The organism is Clostridium celatum (genome assembly GCF_021412605.1).
Lineage (GTDB): Bacteria > Bacillota > Clostridia > Clostridiales > Clostridiaceae > Clostridium > Clostridium celatum.
Window position 1 is genome coordinate 31,790 of sequence record NZ_JAJKGM010000011.1, and the last position, 19,697, is coordinate 51,486.

Annotated in this window: 18 protein-coding genes; 2 read left to right on the top strand and 16 right to left on the bottom strand. The window is 27.0% G+C overall.

The annotated features are described in order from the left end of the window. Nucleotides 1-44: 44 nt before the first annotated feature. The gene (locus LPC13_RS06815) at nucleotides 45-230 is read right to left on the bottom strand and encodes a hypothetical protein (RefSeq protein ID WP_005213690.1); all 186 of its coding nucleotides are present in this window, start codon (nucleotides 228-230) and stop codon (nucleotides 45-47) included. Between the two features lie 376 nt (nucleotides 231-606). Between LPC13_RS06815 and LPC13_RS06820 the strand changes: the two genes are divergently transcribed. Continuing rightward, entirely contained in the window at nucleotides 607-1,968 is a 1,362-nt protein-coding gene (locus tag LPC13_RS06820) for a dicarboxylate/amino acid:cation symporter (RefSeq protein ID WP_005213689.1), read from the top strand. An 84-nt stretch (nucleotides 1,969-2,052) separates the two neighbouring features. On the opposite strand, the gene LPC13_RS06825 is transcribed toward LPC13_RS06820, so the two are convergent. Genes LPC13_RS06825 through LPC13_RS06835 form a run of 3 tightly spaced genes read right to left on the bottom strand, consistent with a single transcriptional unit; the run spans nucleotide 2,053 to nucleotide 4,671 of the window. Then, entirely contained in the window at nucleotides 2,053-2,391 is a 339-nt protein-coding gene (locus LPC13_RS06825; protein WP_005213688.1) for a hypothetical protein, read from the bottom strand. After that, complete coding sequence (locus LPC13_RS06830) at nucleotides 2,381-2,941, bottom strand: RNA polymerase sigma factor (protein ID WP_169317574.1); 561 nt, start codon at nucleotides 2,939-2,941, stop codon at nucleotides 2,381-2,383. The genes LPC13_RS06825 and LPC13_RS06830 overlap by 11 nt, the downstream gene beginning before the upstream one ends. 2 nt (nucleotides 2,942-2,943) lie before the next feature. Further along, nucleotides 2,944-4,671 carry a carboxypeptidase-like regulatory domain-containing protein gene (locus tag LPC13_RS06835; protein ID WP_040419523.1) on the bottom strand — a complete coding sequence of 576 codons (1,728 nt, stop codon included), beginning with the start codon at nucleotides 4,669-4,671 and terminating at the stop codon, nucleotides 2,944-2,946. Between the two features lie 155 nt (nucleotides 4,672-4,826). On the opposite strand from LPC13_RS06835, the gene LPC13_RS06840 reads away from it, so the two are divergent. Further along, a complete protein-coding gene (locus LPC13_RS06840) occupies nucleotides 4,827-5,384 on the top strand; it encodes a class IV adenylate cyclase (RefSeq protein ID WP_005213685.1) in 558 nt (185 codons plus the stop codon). 162 nt (nucleotides 5,385-5,546) lie between these two features. On the opposite strand, the gene LPC13_RS06845 is transcribed toward LPC13_RS06840, so the two are convergent. The 12 genes from LPC13_RS06845 to LPC13_RS06900 form a co-directional block, all read right to left on the bottom strand. Further along, on the bottom strand, nucleotides 5,547-7,463 hold the full coding sequence (locus LPC13_RS06845; protein WP_195244932.1) for an FUSC family protein: 1,917 nt from the start codon (nucleotides 7,461-7,463) through the stop codon (nucleotides 5,547-5,549). A gap of 233 nt (nucleotides 7,464-7,696) precedes the next feature. Next, a complete protein-coding gene (locus tag LPC13_RS06850) occupies nucleotides 7,697-8,530 on the bottom strand; it encodes a prephenate dehydrogenase (protein ID WP_040419520.1) in 834 nt (277 codons plus the stop codon). An 83-nt stretch (nucleotides 8,531-8,613) separates the two neighbouring features. Next, entirely contained in the window at nucleotides 8,614-9,636 is a 1,023-nt protein-coding gene (gene aroF, locus LPC13_RS06855; protein ID WP_040419517.1) for a 3-deoxy-7-phosphoheptulonate synthase, read from the bottom strand. Nucleotides 9,637-9,722: 86 nt separating this feature from the next. After that, the gene (locus tag LPC13_RS06860; RefSeq protein ID WP_195244933.1) at nucleotides 9,723-10,217 is read right to left on the bottom strand and encodes a shikimate kinase; all 495 of its coding nucleotides are present in this window, start codon (nucleotides 10,215-10,217) and stop codon (nucleotides 9,723-9,725) included. Nucleotides 10,218-10,228: 11 nt separating this feature from the next. Continuing rightward, nucleotides 10,229-11,044 carry a shikimate dehydrogenase gene (aroE, locus tag LPC13_RS06865; RefSeq protein ID WP_005213680.1) on the bottom strand — a complete coding sequence of 272 codons (816 nt, stop codon included), beginning with the start codon at nucleotides 11,042-11,044 and terminating at the stop codon, nucleotides 10,229-10,231. Nucleotides 11,045-11,056: 12 nt separating this feature from the next. Next, nucleotides 11,057-12,214 (bottom strand): prephenate dehydratase, encoded by a 1,158-nt coding sequence (pheA, locus tag LPC13_RS06870; protein ID WP_407080853.1) that lies wholly within the window; start codon nucleotides 12,212-12,214, stop codon nucleotides 11,057-11,059. Nucleotides 12,215-12,260: 46 nt separating this feature from the next. After that, nucleotides 12,261-13,334, bottom strand: a complete 1,074-nt coding sequence (gene aroC, locus LPC13_RS06875) for a chorismate synthase (RefSeq protein WP_234088712.1) — start codon at nucleotides 13,332-13,334, stop codon at nucleotides 12,261-12,263. Next, nucleotides 13,335-14,627 carry a 3-phosphoshikimate 1-carboxyvinyltransferase gene (aroA, locus tag LPC13_RS06880; RefSeq protein WP_234088713.1) on the bottom strand — a complete coding sequence of 431 codons (1,293 nt, stop codon included), beginning with the start codon at nucleotides 14,625-14,627 and terminating at the stop codon, nucleotides 13,335-13,337. A 111-nt stretch (nucleotides 14,628-14,738) separates the two neighbouring features. Beyond that, entirely contained in the window at nucleotides 14,739-15,782 is a 1,044-nt protein-coding gene (aroB, locus tag LPC13_RS06885; RefSeq protein WP_195244937.1) for a 3-dehydroquinate synthase, read from the bottom strand. A gap of 53 nt (nucleotides 15,783-15,835) precedes the next feature. Continuing rightward, nucleotides 15,836-16,849, bottom strand: coding sequence for a 3-deoxy-7-phosphoheptulonate synthase (aroF, locus tag LPC13_RS06890; RefSeq protein ID WP_195244938.1), 1,014 nt, complete (start codon nucleotides 16,847-16,849; stop codon nucleotides 15,836-15,838). 475 nt (nucleotides 16,850-17,324) lie between these two features. After that, the gene (gene cls, locus LPC13_RS06895) at nucleotides 17,325-18,752 is read right to left on the bottom strand and encodes a cardiolipin synthase (protein ID WP_005213670.1); all 1,428 of its coding nucleotides are present in this window, start codon (nucleotides 18,750-18,752) and stop codon (nucleotides 17,325-17,327) included. A 281-nt stretch (nucleotides 18,753-19,033) separates the two neighbouring features. Beyond that, nucleotides 19,034-19,576 carry an NADH peroxidase gene (locus LPC13_RS06900; protein ID WP_195244939.1) on the bottom strand — a complete coding sequence of 181 codons (543 nt, stop codon included), beginning with the start codon at nucleotides 19,574-19,576 and terminating at the stop codon, nucleotides 19,034-19,036. Nucleotides 19,577-19,697 lie beyond the last annotated feature (121 nt).

Consider the following 19,697-nt stretch of genomic DNA (forward strand, 5'->3'; position numbering starts at 1 on the left):
TGATGAATTATAGATAATATATTATCTTAATTCATCATTATATATTATGCTATTGATTCTTTGTTTTTCTTTATCCAATTATAATATTTTTCTTGGCATTCTGTAGAACAAAACTTATTACCATTCCAATAGTCTATATAATTGCAATCCTCGTTGCAAACACTACATTTAAGAGTTGCTTTTACCTTCATCATATTGTATTGCCCCATATTTAATTTATTAAATTTCATTTTTATATGCCCCCTTATAAATTCTATATTATATATATTTTATCACCTTTCCATCTTAATAAGTAATGCTTTTTATAGATATTTTCTATAAATATTATAGTTTTTATCTATAAATTTATTTTCTTAAATCATTCATCTCAATACTATATTTACATAGTTAAATTATTGACATATTATTTTTTCTAATATATATTTATCATAGCGTTAAATAATTATATTCCATTAATAAAATATTCAACACTTAATTTTTAATATGCTAATTTACAACCTTTACATAACTTTTTTATTGATAAACTGTTAATACTATAAATATGTAATTTGGCTTATGAAACTATAATATAAACTTATTTATATATTTTATTTGGGAGATAATTTTATGAAATTTAATTTTACAAAAGGAAAAAATAACTCTGCTCAGCTAGCTATAAGAATGGGATTATCTCTGGTGCTAGCTTTAATTGTCGGTACACTTTTTATATTATTAAGAGAATCATTAATAGCTAATGATAAATCTTCACTTTGGAATATTATTAATAATATTTTATTTCAAGATATAACTACTGAAGAAGGGAAAAATGCTTTTGGTATTTTTTATATATTAGGACAATTATTCATTAATTGTCTTCAATTAATTATAATTCCAATGGTGTTTTCATCTATAGCCTTAGCTATGTGTCATATTAGCGATACAAAAAAACTTGGACGAATATCATCAAAAACACTTTTAGGATTTTTAACTACATCTATATTTGCGTTAGCAACAGCATGTGTTTTTGGATTTACTGCTTATAAACTTGGATTTTTTAATGTCCACCTTTCTACTAATACTACTACATCTGTAACTGTATCTAGTGGAAGTAATCCACTACTTGTAATACTTAATGCTGTTCCAAACAACATAACTAGTGTTATGTCAAATAACTCAATGGTATTATCTATAGTATTTTTAGCTGTAGTTATTGGTTTATGTATTAATGCTCTAGATGAAAAGATTTTAGTGTTAAAGAACTTACTTATTGATATAAATAATATAATCAGCGTATTTTTAGGATTTATAATAACTAAATTTAGTCCAATTGCAGTTTTTGTGTTAATTACAAGAACATTTGCTGTATATGGCATAGATCATTTAAAACCAGCATTAGCTTATATGCTTGTAGTCGCAATAGCTTCAATAATATTTTTAGTGATTGCTTATCCACTATTTGTTTATTTAAATACAAAGTTAAACCCTATTATTTTCATGAAAAAAATTGCTAAAGTTGCTCTTTTAGGATTTTCAGCTGCCGCTTCATCTGCAGCTTTATCCTTAAATGAAAAAACAACTGTTGATGAACTTGGCGTTGATAAAGATATTGCATCTTTTGTTTTACCTTTGGGAATGACAATAAACATGAATGGTACCGCAATAATGCAAGTAATAGCAGCTATTTTTATAGCAGCAAGCTCTGGATATAATCTTACTATTCAAAATGTAATTTTAATTGCAATATTAGCTTTAATAGCTTCTATAGGTACTCCATCTGCTCCTGGTTCTTCTTCAATAATTCTATTTACAGTTTTAACAGGAATGGGATACAACAACGAAGCTACTCTTATAGCTTATTCACTTATAATTGCTATAAATAGACCTATAGACATGTTAATTACTTGCTTAAATGTAATTGGAGATTCTGCTACAGCTGTAGTTGTTGCTAATTCTGAAAACTCTTTAGATAAAGAAACTTATAATAGCTAAAAATATTTTTACTATTTATTTAATATTAAAAAGGCTGTGTTTTCACAGCCTTTTTATTAACTAATAATAAAAAAATTCATATATTTATTTTTTAAAATTATTATAACTTGTAATATCCTTTTGATACTCTATATTATTATCCATTATCTTTTTTCCTTCATATATAGTAAATGTTGTAGGTATAATAGCTAATATCGCTGCTATAACACCTATCCTTCCTATAGGAATTTCTACTTCATAATTTAGGAAATCATTAATTTTTTCTTTAAAGCCCTTATTTTTCACTTCTTTCAGTTCATCTATCATAATTTCTTCTTTTATTTTATTCTTTATTTCATTACTAAGTTTTATATCATCAAAACTATGTTTTATTTTGATTTTTACTTCATTATCAAAAAATAAATCACTATCGTCATTGTACATAATTTATTTCCTCCTTTTCAATAACTCTTCTTAATGCTGCTTTTCCTCGTTTAAGCCTAGTTTTTATAGTATTTTCTTTTTCATTAAGAATAGTTGATATTTCTGATATTTTTAGCTCTTCAAAATAAAACATATATAATAAAACTCTATACTTTTCTGGAATTTTCATTAAAGCTACTCTTATACTTTTTGAAGTTAAATTTTTCAAAATAATCATCTCTGTATCTTTTTCATCCTTAATAAAATTTATATATAAGGATATATCATCATACCTTAACTTATTTCTTTTCTTTAAAATATCAAAGCATGTATTTATAGTTATTTTATAAATCCAAGTATATATTGAAGAATCTCCATTATATTTTTTTATATTTTTAAACACCTTTAGGAATACTTCTTGCGTTGCATCTTCTGCTTCTTCTACATTTCCTAACTGAATAAAACAAAGCCTTAATATTTTATCTCCATAAACATCTATTATTTCTTCCACTACAGCTTCTCTATCACTACTTATTTTACTTAATAACTTCGTCCCCCTTAAGTTATCCATCATCATTCACTCACATACCATTCTCTCAATTTTTTATCAAAACCTGTTTTATTAATTTCTTCTAATCTATTTATTAATTCATCACCAAACTGGATATCTCCTCTTTCATAAGCAATTCTCATTACAGGATAAATATACTCTTTATTCATAGGCTCACTTTTTAACTTTTCACATAACCAATCATAACCTTCATCTATTTTATAATCTAATATAAGCTTTTCACCACGATTTAATTTCTTCTTTTTAATCTTAACTTCAATAGGCGTAGAAGAACTTGATAATATCATTCCTTCCTTATCGTAAGCAACAACATTAATATATAATTTATTTACATCTATACTTCCTAAGTACGATTCTGCTGTTGGTATTAATTCACCATTTTCATCCTCTGTAGCACCCCTAATAGCAAAGCTTTGAAAAGAACCCTTAGTTAATGGAATTTTAATTTCATTTTTGTCTGTAAGCTCATTAACACTCATTCCTACAGCTCCAACTCTTATAACTAACCCATAAGAATATGCCTCAGGATACTCATTATATTTAATAATTATTTCGTCATTTTCATAATCAGTTTTTACTTCATTTACCTTAACTTCATCATTTAAAGTTATATCTACATTAACTTTTTCTCCATCCTTTAAAATTATAGGAGTAACATTTTCTCTCCTTGAAACTTTATCTCCAAAAACTGAAGGTATAGAAGCTATTATTTCATAATCTACACCTGGAAAAGCATGTTTAAATATGAATTCTCCATTTTCATTTGTATATACAGTTTGGCTTTCTTTAAAATCACGAAATGTAAAATCTATTCTACCATTCTCCGGATTAAAGCCTATACCTCCATATTGTTTATTTAAAAATACTGCAGTGTTAGCTATAGGCTTCCCTTTGACTGTAACTCTTCCAGTTATTTCTCCAAAATTTATATCATCATCAATTTCAACTTTATCATATATCTCTATAGGTCTAATAAAATCTATGTCCTTTAATATATTAGCAGAAACTAAAAATCTATTTTTTCTACTTTCAATACTTAACTCTTCATTATATTTATCAATATCATCTATTCCTTCATACATATCATTTACTTCTATTTTATCAATATCACCTTTAAGATAATTTATAGAATTTTTATATCTCTTTAGAAGTGGTAAATACTCTTCATTATCTTCACATAATTTTAAAGCCTTATCATATTCACCTTGTTTTCCGTAATATACAATTTCATTTACTAATGCAGTTTGATAAATCACTTCTTTTTCACTATCTTTAGCATTCATTATAAGTTCAAAAGCCCTATCTGTATTTCCTAAAACCATCTCTAAATTTATTAAAGCATTCAAATTATTTATATAATAATTATCATTTTGTCCTAATGATACACCTTTTTCAAAATACTCTTTTGCTATTAGTGCCTGTTCCATATTTCCATTTTGGGTTGAGTTAACCATAGTTCCACTTGAGTAATAATATAATACTTCATGAATATAATCGTAGTTACTCATTCCAAGAATATAATAGGTCCTACCCATGTCTATCTTGAATGTGGGATAATGTTCATATAACTTTAAAAAACCTGCTGTATATATCTTAATACCTCTTCCATTTACTATACCATCTGATTGAAATCCTAATACCCCAATAAAATAAAATATATATGGAATAGTACAAAATAAAATTAATACTGTTACTATAATTGTTTTAACTTTTATTTTTATTACCTTCATTAAAATTGTCCCCCTTTTTATCATCTATAATTTTAGACTTAAATTTTTTAAAAAGGTTTCATAATTTCAAAAAAATTATTTGATAAGATAAATTAACATATTTTATTGTATAATATAACTATTATTATTTTAAAAACTGAAGGGAGTTATTATTGATGAAAGAATTAGAAACTAGAGTAATTGATATTGATGTTGATGATATTAGATATAAAATGACTACTTTAGGTGCTACTAAAGTAAAAGCTGAAGATCAGGTTAATGAAATATACGATTTTGAAGATGGTAGACTTTTAGCTTCTAAAGGGTATGCTAGAGTTAGAACTACTATTGATAGAATAACAGGTAAAGAAACTGTATTTATGACTACAAAAAAAATGTTAAGTCAAGGTACTTTTAAAGTTATGGAAGAAAATGAAACTATAGTTGAAGATGCAGAGATGGCAAGAAGAATATTTAAGTCATTAGGTCTTGTTCTTCAAGAATCTATATCTAAATATAGAGAAAGCTATAAAATTGATGATTCTTTAATTGAAATTGATATAAACGATAAAAGCTTTTGTCCGTTCCCATACTTAGAAATTGAAACTACTTCTGAAGAAAAACTTGAAGAAATATTAAAATTAATTGGATATACATTAGCTGATACAACATCTAAAACTATTTATGAAATATTAGCTGAAAGAGGTATTGAAGGTAAGATTAAAGGAAGATAATTCTTTATTAATTTATATATCTTCTTTGTTTAATATATATTCTATTATTGATACTTATTGTAAAAAATGTGCTTACTAATATAACAACAAAAAAACCTAAGATTTATTACTTAGGTTTTTTGTTTACTTGTATATTAAATTATTAGCTTTTTATTCTATAAACTATTCAGGTAAGGCTTTATTACTGTCTTTTAATTCCTTTATTCCTGATAAGACTCCCCTTATACTTGCAAAAATTATCTTATTATCAATTCCTTTTGCTATATTTATATGTTCTTCTACATCTTTTATCGTATTGTCTATATTTATATTTGATACATTTGATAACTTTTTTAAATCTTCAATCATATATTCATTATTTTGTTTAATTTCGCTTCTTTTTACTAATGTATATAACTGATAAATATCAATTATTAAAATTCTTACTTTATCAAAGTAACCATTATCTTCTTCTGTAATAAAATCACTATTATTAACAGCTAGCCTTTCCTCTATCATAGTAGTTACAAGCAATAATGTATCCATTTTATGAGTATTGTCATTTTGGTTAATTGCTTCTTCATATACTTCATTTAACATTCCATAAAGTACATCTCTATAGGTTCCTAAAAGTTCTTCATTTGCATCTTTCATTCTTACAGGTAATACAAATCTATTAATAATAATAGCTATTATAGTTCCTAATATAACAAATAGTATTCTATTGATAGTTAAAACTACTGCTCCGCCAGACATAGCTACTGCACCAATTGCACATATTGTAGTGTAAATAGTTCCATATCTGTATGTTGAAGTATATGCTCTTAAATAACCTGCAGCCATTATTATTAACATTCTAACTAAAACATTTTTAAATATAGTAAATAATAAAACTATTATAACTCCACCAACTAAAGTGGCAAACATTCTATCTTTTAGCTTTTTCTTTGATAATTCATATATAGGAATTATTATTGCAAATGTTGTAAAGTAAATCCATCTTCCTTCTGCAAATTTGAAATAATCTGCAATAAAAGCAGAAATAGTTATTCCTAGTGATACTCTAATAGCATAAGAAAACTTTACTGATTTTTTATAAAATTCCTTCTTATGAATATTAACCATTTTATACTTTTCTGGTATATCTTCACTGGCTTTTATAGTATTATAATTCTCTTTACCTAATGATTTTAATTCTTCTAAAGATATACTTAACATATTAATAGTATTTAGTATTCTTAAAGTAACTAAATCCTTAATATCCTCTTTTTTATATTTTTTTATTAAATTATTTATTTTATTATTAATATCTTTTAAATTATCTTCTTTTCCTAAACTAAGTTTTAATTCTTGTAAACAAATTATTAAATCATTTAATATTACTTTATTATTGATCTTTTCATCTAATAAATTTGATAACTTTTCTAAAATTATAACAATATTTAATTTTATTCTTCCTTCTTCTGTTACATAGAAATTATCTTTTCTATTATCATAAACAATCTTTCTAAATTCATTAGCATTACTTTTTATTGATTTATTTATATCGTCTTTATTCTCATTACTATTTATCTTTTTTATAAGATTATCGCAAATACTACCTATTAACTTATTTCCAACCTTAGTGGTTTTATTTTTATTAATAATAAATTGTACTATCATAATTCCAACTGGTGCCACTAAAAGTGAGAGCAATCTCATTGGCAATTCAGCTGCAGTAATAGGAGTAGATAGTAAAAATAAATATTGTAATGAAAATGGTAAATATACTGGTGACTTTAAATTATAATAAAAGGTATACGCTATTATAAATATACCTATGAAATTTATAGGTATAGCTAACCATATATTAAGATTTGCTAAATATGTAAATATGCCTATTCCTAAATTTATTATAATCAACTTTAATAAATTTTTTCCTGGAGAAATAGTAAGATTAATTTGTGTAAGCATTAATATTGCTGTTATACCCATTACTCCAACTAGTGTGTTTTTATCTCCAAAAATAGATTTAAATGCTATTACAAATGCCATTATAAAAACATATAAAACAGTCTGTGATATAATAAATTGCTTAGTTATTTTTGTTTTCCCTGCCAAGATAACCACTCCTTTTCCAGATAAATATACAAGAAACAATTCTACTCTAAATTTCACCTTGTATCAACTTTAATTTTTACCAGTATTTTCTTGTATTAATCCTATTTTCTAATCAATAAACGATTTCACTTATATTATTATCTTGTATCTGTAAAATTATTAGTATTTTTACTTATAAATGCTAAAAAGATGGCTGATATTAACTATATCAGCCATCTTTTTAAATTAATCTATTATAATTTTTCTCTTCTTACAGAAGATTTAATAAATAACTCTCGCAAAGCCTCTTTATCTTCATTCTCCAAACAACTTTTTATTTTATCTAATTCCTCTTCAAAATTATAAATTGCTTGTAATAAGTTTTCTTTATTTCCTAAAAATAATTGACTCCATAAAGTTTCATTTATATTTGCAATTCTAGTTAAATCCCTATAACTATCTCCTATAAATTCTCCAGTATTTCTTCCTTCAATATCACTATTAATAAGTGCTACTGCTAAAGCATGAGGTAATTGGCTAGTAAATGCTATCATTTCATCATGGTATTTAGGACATATTCTTTTCACATGCTTAAATCCCATTTTATATGCTAACTCTTCAATTAACTCTAAGCTTTCAATCTTATTTTTATCTGTTACTGTTATTAAGAAATTAGCATCCTTAAATACAGTATTTGTAGCATAATCTATCCCTTTTTTTTCTCTACCAGCCATTGGATGAGCAAAAACAAAATCTATATTATCTGGTAGTATATCCAATACTTCATTAATAAATAACTGTTTTATTCCTGTTACATCTGTAATTATAGCATTGTCTTTAAAATTTTCTTTATTATTACTTATAAAACTTTTAACTAAATCTGGATAAACAGCTAATACAATTAAATCTGCTTCAGAAACTATTTCCTTCCCATCTTCATATCCTTCTTTAATAATTCCTAAAGCCTTAGCTTTATTTAATGTGTCAATATTTTTATCTATACCATAAACCTCATTATAACCTGCTTCTTTAAGTGCCATTGCATAGGAACCACCAATAACACCAAGACCTACAATAACTATTCTCATAATATCCCCCATTTACAGCTATAAACTAGTAGTATTTAATTAGAAGTTCATTAATTTATTCATAAATTTCTAATTTTTACCTTCTAGCTTCTAACTATTTTTTTCCCTTCCATTTCAGCTAATATTTTTACTTTTTTCATTATTTCATCGAAAAGTTCAGGTTTAACTGATTGTTGACCATCACTTAATGCGCATTGTGGATTGTTATGAACTTCTATCATAAGCCCATCTGCACCTGCTGCTATAGCAGCCTTAGCTAATGGTTCAACTAAATACCAATATCCTGCTGCATGGCTTGGATCCACTATTATTGGTAAATGAGATAATTTTTTAATTACTGGAATTGCACTTAAATCTAAAGTATTTCTAGTATATCCTTCGTAAGTTCTTATACCTCTTTCACAAAGAATAACATTTTCATTTCCTCCAGCCATTATATATTCTGCACTCATAAGCCATTCTTCTATTGTAGCTGATAAACCTCTCTTTAATAAAATTGGCTTATTAGTTTTACCTAATTGTTTCAATAAATCAAAGTTTTGCATGTTTCTTGCACCAACTTGAATTACATCTACATCTCTAACAAATTCATCTATATAATCAGTTGACATTATTTCAGTAACTATTGATAATCCTGTTGCTTCCTTTGCTGCTTTCAGTAATTTTAATCCTTCAAGCTCTAATCCTTGGAAGCTATAAGGTGAAGTTCTTGGCTTAAAAGCTCCCCCTCTTAAAAAGTTTGCTCCTGATGCTTTAACAGATTTTGCAATCTTTATTATTTGTTCTTCACTCTCAACAGAACATGGTCCTGCCATAATTCCAAGATTATTTCCTCCAACTAAAGTTCCATTAACATTAACTATAGTATCATCTGGTTTAAATAACCTATTTGCTTTCTTAAACGGTTCTTCAACTTTTAATATTTTGTCTACTCCATCGAAAGTCAAAAGTTTGTTTGGATCTAAAGCTCTCGTTTCACCTACTACACCTATTATACAGAATGTTTCTCCTTGTGATAGATGTATTCCTAGCCCTAACCTACTTAATTCATTTTTTACTTCTGATACTTCTTTTTCACTACTTTTAGGATTCATTACAATAACCATATCTACCATACCTCCATACTACTGATTTTAAATTTATTATACATTTCAAATTTCCTCTTTAGTTCTTTATATTAAATATAAAATTTTTACATTACAGTTGATATTATAGTATCTACAACATCATCTAAAGTTCCTACATTAGGAATTTTATAATCACAATATTTTTTATATAACTCATATCGTTCATCATATAATTTATATAATACTTCTTTACCATTTGCTAGTAAAGGTCTCTTTTCAACTTCAATATCACTTAAAATATTTTCTACTGGTCTATCAATAAAAACTACAATTGAATTTTCTTTTAATAAATCTATATTTATTGCCTTTTTGATAACTCCACCACCTGAAGATATAATAGTCTTACTTTTTTGCCCCAATACCTTACAAGTTTCAGTTTCTATGGTTCTAAAATAATCTTCACCATTTTTAAATATTTCGATGATAGTTTTACCTTGCTCTTCTTCAATATAATTATCCATATCTATGAATGCATAATTCAATTTTTTGGAAAGCAAATCTCCAATAGTACTTTTTCCACAGCCAGGTAATCCTATTAAGGTTATACTTTTTTCATTCATAAATTCACCCCCTAATTAAATGTTTTAGACAACTCTTTATATATATAATCTATTAAATCCTTCTTTATTTCCATATTATTAAATATAGCTTGACTCTTAACCGCTTGCCCCACTAACATATGTAATCCTCCAATGGCAATTTTACTTTCCTCTTTTGCCATTTTTAAAAACTTAGTTTCTGTAGGATTATATACTAGATCAACAGCTATATCGAATTTTTTTACTATTTCTCTATTAACTGCACAACTGTCAATATTAGGATACATTCCAAGAGGCGTTGTGTTAATTATTAACTCTCCCTTTATATCTAATAATTCATCATAATTTATTACTGATACGCGCTTATCTAAAATTCTTAGATTAATCCCTTCAGGGTTTCTACTTACAATATAAATATTTTTAACTTCATTGTCTAATAAATAAGTAATAACAGCCTTACATGCTCCCCCTGATCCTAAAATAATTGCAGTTTTATTCTTAACATCTATATTTCTACTATTAAGCATTACTTTAATTCCAAAATAATCAGTATTATACCCATAAAGTTTATCTTCTTTTAGCATTACAGTATTTACTGCACCTATTCTCTTTGCTTCGTCTGATATATAATCTAAATGCTGCATTATACTTTCTTTATATGGAATAGTAACATTAAATCCTTTTACTTTTAATAACTTAATGGCCTCTACAAAATCTTCAAGCCTACTTTTTTGAACTTCAAATATCTTATATGCACCATCAATATGATTCTTTTCAAATATCATTTTATTAATTGTTGGAGATAGGCTATGGCTTAGCTTCTCACCTAATAATCCGTAAAAATCCATTACACCATTCCCTCAATCTTCTATCTTTTTATAACATCCAAGTAATTTAAAATACTCACTTTGATCATCAATTAAATTTATTGCCTTTTTAACATCATCATTCTTAATATTTCCTTCAAAATCTACATATAAAAGATATTGCCACGGCTCATTCTTACTTGGTCTTGATTCTATTTTTAGCATATTAATATTATTTTCAGCAAAGTGCCTTAGCAATTTATATAATGTACCAGCTTTATTATCTAATGAAAATACTACTGTTACCTTATTACATTCTTCATTACACTCTAACTCTTTTCCAATTATAATAAACTTAGTATGATTATCATTTTTATCATTTATTTCTTCTTTAATTACATCTAAGCCATAAAGTTCAGCTGCTCTTAAGCTTGCAATAGCAGCCTTTGATTTATCATTAATCTCTGAAACATATTTTGCACTAATTGCAGTATTATGAAATGGTATAAGCTTTAAATTACTAAATTCATCTAAAAACTTTCTACTTTGTTCAAACCCTTGTGGATGTGAATATATTTCTTTTATATCCTCTAACTTTGTCCCTTTTACCCCAATTAAATTTTGGTCTATCTTTATACATTCCTCACCTACAATATTAAGTCCATACTTAACTAATAAGTCATAAACAGTAGTTATAGCTCCAGTACATGAGTTTTCAATAGGTAATATTCCATAATCAATTTTATTATTTTTTAAAGCTAAAAATACATCTTCAAACTCTTCATAATCACTAGTTATATGGTTTTCACCAAAATATTTAATCATGGCCTCTTCACTAAAAGAACCCTTAACCCCTTGATATCCAATCTTAATATTATCTAGTTTTTTTTTATCTTCACTATTTATTTTATACTCTGCTAATACTCCATTAGTAGCTTCATTACTATTGATTAGTTTAGCTTGAAGGCTTCTACTAAGCTCCATTAAGTTAACAAAGAACTTCTCTGTCAATTCTGAATACTCTTTATTGCTAAGTCTATTAACATTCTTTTCAATAACTTCAGCTTCTCTAGTAGTATTAAGAATTGGAATATTATTTTTCATTTTATATTCTGCTACCTTTATTGCAACATTCATTCTTCTCTCAAATAGTTCAACTAACTCTTTATCTATATTATCAATTTCTTTTCTACATTCTGAAAGATTCATAATCTCACCTCTCTTCTAAATTTACTTCACCATATAATATAATTATTTACTAACCTAATAACTCTAAAATTCCTATTGCAGTAACTGCCTCTATAACTGGAAGCGCTCTTTGTACTATGCATGGATCATGTCTTCCTTCTATACTTAAAATAGTTTCTTCCATAGTTGCTATGTTTACTGTTTTTTGCTCTTTAAATATAGATGCTGTTGGCTTTATTGCCACATTAAATACTATTGGCATTCCATTAGTTATTCCACCTAAAATTCCACCATTATTATTAGTACTTGTTTTAATATCTTTTCCATCTAAATAATATTCATCATTAGCCTCTGAACCTTTCATTTTAGAAATTTCAAAGCCTTTTCCAAATTCAACTCCTTTAACGGCTGGAACACTAAACATTAAATGAGCTAATGTTGATTCCACAGAATCAAAAAATGGATTACCAATGCCTGGTTTTATTCCAAACACTGCACACTCTATAGTTCCACCAATAGAATCTAAATTATTTCTTGCACTTATTATTTCATTTCTCATAATTTCTTCTAATTCTTTATTTATTAATGGTAATTCTTTACCTTTAAATGAGTTAATTAAATCTAATGTTATTTCATCATCTAAAAAACTCTTATCTTTAATATTTCCTATAGAATTTATATGAGCTGCAATAATTATCCCTTTAGTCTCTAATATTTGCTTACAAATAGCTCCTGCAAATACAAGTGGTGCAGTTATTCGTCCTGAAAAATGACCTCCACCTCTATAGTCGTTAAACCCATTATATCTGATATTTCCAGTATAATCTGCATGACCTGGTCTCATTACATCTTTCAACTTAGAATAATCTTTAGATTTAGTATTAGAGTTACGTATTATTGCACAAAGCGGAGTGCCTGTAGTTTTTCCTTCAAAATATCCACTTAATATTTCAGGAATATCTCCTTCTTTTCTAGTAGTTGATAATGGACTTTTTCCTGGTGCTCTTCTTGACATTTCAAGCATTACTTTATCCATATCAATATTAAATCCAGAAGGTAATCCATCAATATTAATACCTATTGCATTTCCATGTGATTCTCCAAATATAGATATTCTTATATTCTTTCCCCACATTCCACTCATCTACTTTTCCTCCAACCTTTCTATTTTTCCACCTAAGCTAACAAAGTCATCAAAGAAATTTGGATAAGATTTTGCTATACACTCATAATCCTTTATTACTATTGGCTCTTCGCACTTAGTTGAAGCTATAGCTAAAGTCATTGCAATTCTATGATCCTTATGACTCCAAACCTCTACGTTACCTTTTAAAATTTCTACACCAGTAACTATTAATCCATCTTCTTGTTCTACTATCTTAGCACCTAACTTATTAAGTTCAGATGTTACTGCAGCAAGTCTGTCACATTCTTTTATTCTAAGTCTTCCTGCATTTATTATTTCTGTTTTTCCTTTAGTTAAAGCAGCTACAGCTGTAAGCACTGGTATAATATCTGGACATTGACTTCCATCAATTATTGTACTAACTAATTGGCCACTAGTAGTACCCTTTACTCCTATAGCACTTGCATTAAATATAACATTCATTCTCTCTAAAATATCTATTACTTCTTTATCACCTTGAAGAGAATTTAAATCTAAATCCTTACATAAAACATTATTCCCTAATCTATCAGCACAAAGGAAAAATGCTGCTTGAGAATAATCTCCCTCAACTCTATAATTTCTAGCCTTATATCGTTGATTTCCCTTGATTATAAACTCTTTATAATCATTATTAATTACCTCTATTCCAAAATCACTCATTGCTCTTAAAGTTAAATCAATATATCCCTTTGATTCCATTTCAGTAGTAATAATAATTTTAGAATCATCATTTAATAATGGTAAAGTAAATAAAATACCAGTTATAAATTGAGAACTTACATTTCCTTCTATTTCGAAAATCCCTGGTTTCAGCTCACCACTTACTATTAAATTAAGCTTACCTTCTTCATAAGAATATGTAATATCTTGTTTTTCAAAAATATTATAATAAGTAGTCAATGGCCTTTTTCCTAAATTACCTCTTCCTATAAATTTATTCTTACCTTTAAATAATAATGAAATAGGAACTAAGAATCTTAAAGTTGATCCTGATTCATTACAGTCAATTACTCTAATATCTTCTATATCAGCAGAGTTCCCATATGCACCTGTTACTTCAATATAATCCTTATATTTAACTATTTTAGCTCCTAAAGAGTTCATAGCATCGATAGTTGCTATAATATCATCTGAATAATCTATATTTTCTATTTTGCAAAATCCATCACTTAAAGCTGCACAAATAATTGCCCTATGAGCCATACTTTTTGAAGGAGGTATTTTAACCTCTCCCTCTAATATTGATGGATATACTTTTAAATCTGCCATACTTCCTCCATTCTGCCCCAGGGGTAAACCTAATATTTTACAATCAGTTGCAAATAGCTATTCTTCTAAAAAGAATCTCTCTTTACATTATTTGGTTTTACCCCTGAGGTATTATATAAAAAACTCTGTTGTAGTTTTATAAATTTCTGAATTTCCTATTTCTTTTAAAATTATGAGATTTAAACTTTTCCCTAATTTCTTTTTATCTAAATTAATTGTATCTAAAATCTCTTCTATATTTACATCCATTTTATATGGAAGGTTATATTTAATTAAAATTTCTTTAATTCTTTCCGCAGTACCTTTAACTGTTAATCCTTTGGCTTCACTTATCTTAGTTATTTCATACATACCAATAGCGACAGCTTCCCCATGAGTATATTTAGTATAGTTATAATACTGCTCTATAGCATGACCTAAAGTGTGTCCAAAATTTAAAAGCATTCTTTCACCTTTATCCTTTTCATCACTTTCCACAACAATTCTTTTAATATCACAACATTTATGGATAACTCTTTCCATATTATCTATGACATCCGAATTATTTTCCATTTCATATAAAAATTCAAAGAACATTTTATCTTTTATACAACCATACTTAATAACTTCTGCCATTCCATCAATAAAAAATCTATTATCTAAAGTGTTTAATACTTCTGGATCTATTAATACTGCTTTAGGATGATAAAAGCTACCAACAAGATTTTTTCCTCTTTCTAAATCTACAGCAACCTTTCCTCCAACACTACTATCTACTTGTGCAAGAAGTGAAGTTGGAACTTGAATAAAATCTATTCCTCTTAAATAACTTGAAGCTACAAATCCTCCAAGATCTCCAATAACTCCTCCCCCTAAAGTAATTATTAAATCACTCCTAGTTAAATTAAAGTCTAGAAGTTCATTATAAACCATAGGTAATGTATTAAAATTCTTAGTTTCCTCTCCAGCTTTAAGTGATACTAATTTAACATCAAAATATTCACTTAATGCAGAAACAACTTTTTTACCATAATATTTATTTACATTTTCATCAGTAAGTATAAATATCTTTTTTCCCTTATAAACATTTTTTACTTTCTCTGAAATTTTATCTATTAATCCTTTTTCAATTATTATAGGATAACTTCTTTCCTTTAAATCAACTATTAACTCCATACTAACACCTTTCTAAATTTCACCAAGTGAAACTTTATAAAATCGTATAATAACTATATCTCACGACCAATTGCATTTGCAATAACTTGTAACTCTTTCATTAACTTCGCAAATACTTCTGGCTTAATTGATTGTTGTCCATCGCATAATGCTTTTTGTGGATCATTGTGAACTTCTAATATAAGTCCATCTGCACCTACTGCAATTGCTGCCTTTGCAAGAGGTTCTACCATCCACCACTTTCCTGTAGCATGACTTGGGTCTACAACTACTGGTAAGTGACTTAATTTTTTAATTGCTGGTACTGCACTTAAGTCTAAAGTATTTCTTGTATATGTTTCAAAAGTTCTTATTCCTCTTTCACAAAGAATTACTTTCTCATTTCCTCCAGCCATGATATATTCTGCACTCATCAATAATTCTTCTATAGTAGCAGATAAACCTCTTTTTAATAGTATTGGTTTATCTATTTTTCCTAATTCCTTTAATAAATCGAAGTTTTGCATATTTCTTGCCCCAACTTGAATTATATCAGCTTTTTCTACAAAAGTTTCAATATCATATGGTGACATTAATTCTGTAACTATAGGAAGTCCAGTTTTTTCTTTCGCAATGTTTAAAAGATCTAATCCTTCATATTTTAACCCTTGGAAACTATATGGTGATGTTCTTGGTTTAAATGCTCCACCTCTTAAGAAAGTAGCCCCATATTTTTTAACTTCTTCTGCAACTAAAGTTATTTGTTCTTTACTTTCAACAGAACAAGGTCCTGCTATCATAGCAATCTTATTTCCACCTATTTTATATCCATTAATATCTATTACAGTATCTTCTGGATGGAATAATCTATTTGCTTTCTTAAAAGGTTCTTGTACATGCATTACTCTCTCAACATTAGGATTTGCTTCAATATATGATGGATCTATTTTTGTTGTATCTCCAACTAATCCTAATATACTAAGTTCTGCTCCTATTACTGGATTTACTATAACACCTAAGCTTTCTAATTCTTGTGTTAACTTTGCTATTTCGTTACTGTTTGTTTTTGGTTTTAAAATTACTACCATATTTTTTGCCCCCTTAATTTCAGCTAAGATACTTTAATTTTTTTGCTCTTAACTGTCTTTTATTTATTTTTAAATAACATATATAGATTAATATTATTTACTATTTAAAATTTTAGAATATAAAAAAAAGAGAACCCTTAATGAGTTCTCAATTATATAATCATTCTTTAAATATACTTTCACTATTAAAACATATAAAAGGATTAATTAATACTCATTAAAAAAGAATTATTTTTATTTTTGCAAAAGAAATAGCCAGCGCTAAAATAAAAGCCCCAGAATATAAAATAAAAAAATCTATTAAATTTTGCTATTAAATTCTTCTCTAATCCCTTCATAATAATTACCTCTCTGTCTACTTAAAATTGATAGTTAAATTTCTCTCTTAATTCTAAACCATTTTTTTCTAATTTGTCAATGTTTTTACATTATTTATTTTATTTTCACATTTTTAACTTTTAAAATATCATTCACTTTATAATATTGGTGATAATAATCTTATTAAAGATTCTTTAACTTTTAAAGCTTTAGATCTCTTTTCATACTCCTCTTTTATGACCAATTTAGATTTTTTTTGATCCTCATAAAAAATTTTCTCTTGCTCCTTAGCAAATTTTTCATTATAGATGAATGCATTAACTTCAAAATTTAATTTAAAACTTCTTATATCTAAATTGGCAGTTCCTATGCTACAAACTTCACCATCAGCAACAATAGTCTTTGAGTGAATAAATCCATTTCCATATCTATATATTTTTATTCCGTAATCAATAAGTATACCTATATTAGCACTTAGCATCCATTCCATGAAGAAATGATCCGGTTCACCTGGAACTATAAGTCTTACATCTACTCCTGATAAAGCTGATATTTTTAACGCTTCAAGCATTGGACTATCTGGAACTAAATATGGAGTTTGAATATAAACATAGCTTTTAGCATTATTTATAATTTTCATATATCCATTTTTTATATACTCCTCCATATGATCAGGACCAGAAGATACTATCTGAATTCCAATATCCCCTTCACACTTTGGAACTGGGAAATACATTGACATATTTCCGATATTTTCATCAGATGCATAATCCCAATCTAGAATAAATCTTTTATTTAACTCTTGAACAGCTTCACCCTTAATTCTTATATGAGTATCTCTCCAAAATTTAAATTGCTTTCCTTTATTCACATATTCATTACCAACATTAAATCCACCAACATATCCAACTTTACCGTCTATTACAACTATCTTTCTATGATTTCTATAATTAATACGTGTATTTATATGTGGTAATATTCCTGGGAAAAATACCGAAACCTTTATTCCTAGTGACTCTATATATCTAATTATTTTTTTCCCTATTCTTTTAGAGCCCATTCCATCTATTAATAACCTTACCTCAACACCATCTTTAGCCTTTTCTGCAAGTTCTTTTATAAGTGCCTTTCCTAAATCATCAAATCTAAATATATAGTATTCTATATGTATAAAGCTTTTTGCACTTCTTATATCATTAAATAAGTCTCTAAATTTATCTTCTCCATTTATATATGTCTTTATATCGTTTCCAGTAGTATACGTTGCCCCTGAATGATTATAATTCATTAATATTAAATCCTCATAATTTTCATTTATACCACTATAATCACTACAGGTTTCACAGTTAGCTCTTAATTTATAACCTTTAATTTTATCCGTAATCTTTTTTTCTCTAAATATTTTTTGACGGCTCAAATTTTGTCCAAGTAATAAATATAGTATAAAACCAACGCCTGGTAATATAAGAAGTATTATAAGCCATGCCCATGTTGTCGTAGGTTCTTTTCTTTCTATAAAGATTAAAGATACTGCTGACAATATATTTAATAATAGTATCATTAAAACTAATATAAAATATGCCATTTAATTATAACTCCTTGTTATCCTAATTATTAATATTATTATACATCACATCCTTCATTATTAACACTATAGAATTATATTGCTAATAATCATGATGTGGAAATTTTCATGATGTTATCTTTAGATGTTATTATAGCTTCATTAAGCATATAACTTATTAATTAATTATATCAATTTAAAAATATTATATGAATTTTTTTATTAAATTTAGCCCGTAATTTAATTACAAGATGCAAAAAAGAACTGATTTGCATCAGTTCTTTTCTAAGTTAAACTATATCTTAACCAAAGTATCTGTTTAATAATCCTTCGAAAGCTTTTCCGTGTCTAGCCTCATCTTTAGCCATTTCATGAACTGTATCATGGATAGCATCTAAGTTTGCAGCTTTAGCTCTCTTAGCTAAATCGAACTTTCCTTCAGTTGCTCCATTTTCTGCTGCAACTCTTAATTCTAAGTTCTTCTTAGTTGAGTTTGTAACTACTTCTCCTAATAATTCAGCGAATTTAGCTGCATGTTCTGCTTCTTCGTAAGCTGCTTTTTCCCAGTATAATCCGATTTCTGGATATCCTTCTCTATGTGCTACTCTAGCCATAGCTAAGTACATACCTACTTCACAACATTCTCCTTCAAAGTTTGCTCTTAAATCAGCTATTATATCTTCTGATACTCCTTGAGCTACTCCTATTTCATGTTCAGTTGCCCAAACTTTTTCTTCTGTTTGTTCTTTAAATTTATCAGCTCCAACGTGACATACTGGACATTCTGCTGGTGCAGTTTCTCCTTCATGAATATATCCACATACTGTACATACAAATTTCTTCATAATTTTATTCCTCCAATTTATTTATATTATTTAAATTTTACTTTTCCATTATATACTATAAAAGGATTTTGTCCCACCCTTTTGTAGTATTTTTACATAAATTTAAAATTTCTTACTTAAA

What these genes read in the sequence shown, in the direction of transcription:
- aroA (WP_234088713.1), bottom strand. Translation starts at nt 14,627, where the DNA reads ATGGCAGATTTAAAAGTATATCCATCAATATTAGAGGGAGAGGTTAAA.
- LPC13_RS06830 (WP_169317574.1), bottom strand. Translation starts at nt 2,941, where the DNA reads ATGGATAACTTAAGGGGGACGAAGTTATTAAGTAAAATAAGTAGTGAT.
- LPC13_RS06815 (WP_005213690.1), bottom strand. Translation starts at nt 230, where the DNA reads ATGAAATTTAATAAATTAAATATGGGGCAATACAATATGATGAAGGTA.
- aroF (WP_195244938.1), bottom strand. Translation starts at nt 16,849, where the DNA reads ATGGTAGTAATTTTAAAACCAAAAACAAACAGTAACGAAATAGCAAAG.
- aroC (WP_234088712.1), bottom strand. Translation starts at nt 13,334, where the DNA reads ATGAGTGGAATGTGGGGAAAGAATATAAGAATATCTATATTTGGAGAA.
- LPC13_RS06835 (WP_040419523.1), bottom strand. Translation starts at nt 4,671, where the DNA reads ATGAAGGTAATAAAAATAAAAGTTAAAACAATTATAGTAACAGTATTA.
- LPC13_RS06850 (WP_040419520.1), bottom strand. Translation starts at nt 8,530, where the DNA reads ATGAGAATAGTTATTGTAGGTCTTGGTGTTATTGGTGGTTCCTATGCA.
- aroE (WP_005213680.1), bottom strand. Translation starts at nt 11,044, where the DNA reads ATGGATTTTTACGGATTATTAGGTGAGAAGCTAAGCCATAGCCTATCT.
- LPC13_RS06820 (WP_005213689.1), top strand. Translation starts at nt 607, where the DNA reads ATGAAATTTAATTTTACAAAAGGAAAAAATAACTCTGCTCAGCTAGCT.
- LPC13_RS06825 (WP_005213688.1), bottom strand. Translation starts at nt 2,391, where the DNA reads ATGTACAATGACGATAGTGATTTATTTTTTGATAATGAAGTAAAAATC.
- cls (WP_005213670.1), bottom strand. Translation starts at nt 18,752, where the DNA reads ATGGCATATTTTATATTAGTTTTAATGATACTATTATTAAATATATTG.
- LPC13_RS06900 (WP_195244939.1), bottom strand. Translation starts at nt 19,576, where the DNA reads ATGAAGAAATTTGTATGTACAGTATGTGGATATATTCATGAAGGAGAA.
- aroB (WP_195244937.1), bottom strand. Translation starts at nt 15,782, where the DNA reads ATGGAGTTAATAGTTGATTTAAAGGAAAGAAGTTATCCTATAATAATT.
- LPC13_RS06840 (WP_005213685.1), top strand. Translation starts at nt 4,827, where the DNA reads ATGAAAGAATTAGAAACTAGAGTAATTGATATTGATGTTGATGATATT.
- LPC13_RS06860 (WP_195244933.1), bottom strand. Translation starts at nt 10,217, where the DNA reads ATGAATGAAAAAAGTATAACCTTAATAGGATTACCTGGCTGTGGAAAA.
- aroF (WP_040419517.1), bottom strand. Translation starts at nt 9,636, where the DNA reads ATGGTTATTGTAATGAATCCTAAAAGTAGTGAAAAAGAAGTATCAGAA.